Origin of the sequence: Acinetobacter sp. UBA5934 (genome assembly GCF_002430855.1) — a bacterium.
Lineage (GTDB): Bacteria > Pseudomonadota > Gammaproteobacteria > Pseudomonadales > Moraxellaceae > Acinetobacter.
The window spans coordinates 36,604-38,867 of record NZ_DJDC01000058.1; the positions used below are offsets into that span (position 1 = coordinate 36,604).

Sequence of the window (2,264 nt, forward strand, 5' to 3'; positions counted from 1 at the left end):
TTAAAAAAACTACAGACAATTCCTGCCATTTCTAAATTTTTACTGAATCGTTATGCGCCTTTCCGCGGTGCAGGGATTGAAATCGATCAGGTGGATCTGGCAAATTACCATATCCGCATCAAAATGCCTTTAACCCGTAAAAACCAAAATGTCGTTGGGGTACATTTTGGTGGCAGTTTATATTCGATGGTGGACCCTTTTTATATGCTGATTTTGATGCATCATCTGGGCTCAAAATATATTGTTTGGGATAAATCAGCCTCTATACAATTCTTATCACCCGGCCGTAGTACGGTCTATGCCGATATTCGCCTGGATTTAACCGAGATTAACCAGATTAAGCAGCTTGCTGAACATCATGCACCAGTCTACCGAACTTATAGCTTAAATATTTTTGATGAATCAGGCATACGTATTGCCGAGGTACAAAAGACGGTATATATCCGCCGGAAAAAGCCAAAAGCCAGCTCTAATTGACAATAAAAAAGCGCCTGATCAACAAGCGCTTTTTTTTAAATTCTAAACGTTAATTAACGTCTTTTCTGTTCGATGGCAGCACCTGCACCGCCACCAATGGCACCACCTATCGCAGCTCCGGCATTACCACCGAAGACACTTTTACCGACAGCCGAACCAATCGCACCGCCGACACCACTATAAGTCGCATTACGGTTAGAACCACCTTGGGTTTTACTACCGACAGCAGCACCTGCACCACCACCTACGGCTGCACCGACACCACCGCCAACCCGGTTACCCACACCACCACCAACAGCACCGCCGAGTGCAGCTGCGCCAATACGTTGGTCCCTTGAAGACATCGAGTCACAACCTACCAGCATAAAAGTCGACAAGGTTGCCATTGCCATCACGCTCATTAACTTTTTCATGAGATATGTCCTTTTGGCTATTTGTTACAGCATAAGTCATGAGTATGAAGTTAATATCAGCGTAATGTTACTTTTCCAAGTTTTAATGTTGAATGTTGTAATATAATTTTAATTAGACTATTAAAACGTTTAGCTGGCCGATTTCAGCATCTATAAATCAGTTCAACTATTCCAACAGATGCATAACTTTATAATAAAAATTTTAAATATCGGTGTTATTCAAACAAGAAGGATCAGCAGAATGAAAAAAAATCTTTGCTTGATATTTATATGGCTTTGTTTCAATTCACCAGCATATCCGGATTCTTTTGACACCCATTTTATCAATAAAACTAAAATTCTGAAAAATATTGCCTATGGGTCTTCTCCTCAACAAGTCATGGATGTTTATCTTCCCGCTAAAGCTCTCGCCGATCAAACGCCAGCACCACTCATTGTGATGGTACATGGAGGAGCCTGGACCACTGGTGATAAAAATCATGCGGCTGTGGTCAAAAATAAAGTGGCGTATTGGAGCAAACAAAACTGGATTTTTATTTCTATCAACTATCGATTAGTGCCTGAAGTCAACGTACAGCAACAAACCCAGGATATTGCAGCAGCACTGATTTATATCCAGAAACAGGCTCCAGACTGGCATGCAGACCCCAAACGTTTGGTTCTGATGGGACATTCAGCAGGTGCACACTTAGTCACGCTACTCAGCACACGCCCACTTTGGCTGACCTCACAGCCGCAGCCCTGGCGTGCAACCGTAGCTTTAGACAGCACTGTCTATAATGTCGAAAGCATTATGCAAACCCGACATGCACCTTTTTATGATCAGGCCTTTGCAAATCAACCATCCAACTGGAAGGCGCTTTCCCCTATCCATCAATTACACCAAACGCTACCAGCATTTCTTGCTGTTTGTTCCACAATTCGGCCAGACCAACCCTGTACCCAGGCACAGCAATTTATTCAACAAGCACAAAAATTAGGAACGCAAACCCAGTTATTGCCTGTGCCACTTTCACACAGAGAAATCAACTCGTCACTAGGACAAAATAATGCATATACCCAAGCAGTGAATCAATTTATACAACGCTATTCCTCTACGGTGAAATAGGCCGAATGCGATCTTATTCAATATAAAAATACTTTGAGCAATAATTCCTAAAGCCTATTTTTAATAAACGTATTTGATATTCCATCTAATTTCTAAAATATATCTCCAAAATTAGCGCATAAAAAAAGCCACCCGAAGGTGGCTTTTTTTTGATTAGTTTAAAGGACTAATTACAGACCGTTAAACTCATCGCTGAATGCCTGGCTTAATGCTTGGTCTACATCAGAGAAGTCATTTACAAGCGCATGTTCTGCAGCTTCTGCTTC

3 protein-coding genes are annotated in these 2,264 nt (G+C 41.7%); 2 read left to right on the forward strand and 1 reads right to left on the reverse strand.

Translation table 11 applies throughout. From position 1 onward, the window contains the following. The coding region (locus B2Y23_RS03985) for a DUF4442 domain-containing protein (protein WP_291369151.1) at positions 1-477 on the forward strand (477 nt) is incomplete at its 5' end. Between the two features lie 53 nt (positions 478-530). On the opposite strand, the gene B2Y23_RS03990 is transcribed toward B2Y23_RS03985, so the two are convergent. After that, positions 531-890, reverse strand: a complete 360-nt coding sequence (locus tag B2Y23_RS03990; RefSeq protein ID WP_291369153.1) for a DNA transfer protein p32 — start codon at positions 888-890, stop codon at positions 531-533. A gap of 241 nt (positions 891-1,131) precedes the next feature. Here B2Y23_RS03990 and B2Y23_RS03995 point away from each other — a divergent pair, with 241 nt between their 5' ends. After that, positions 1,132-1,998, forward strand: a complete 867-nt coding sequence (locus B2Y23_RS03995; RefSeq protein WP_291369155.1) for an alpha/beta hydrolase — start codon at positions 1,132-1,134, stop codon at positions 1,996-1,998. Positions 1,999-2,264: the final 266 nt, after the last annotated feature.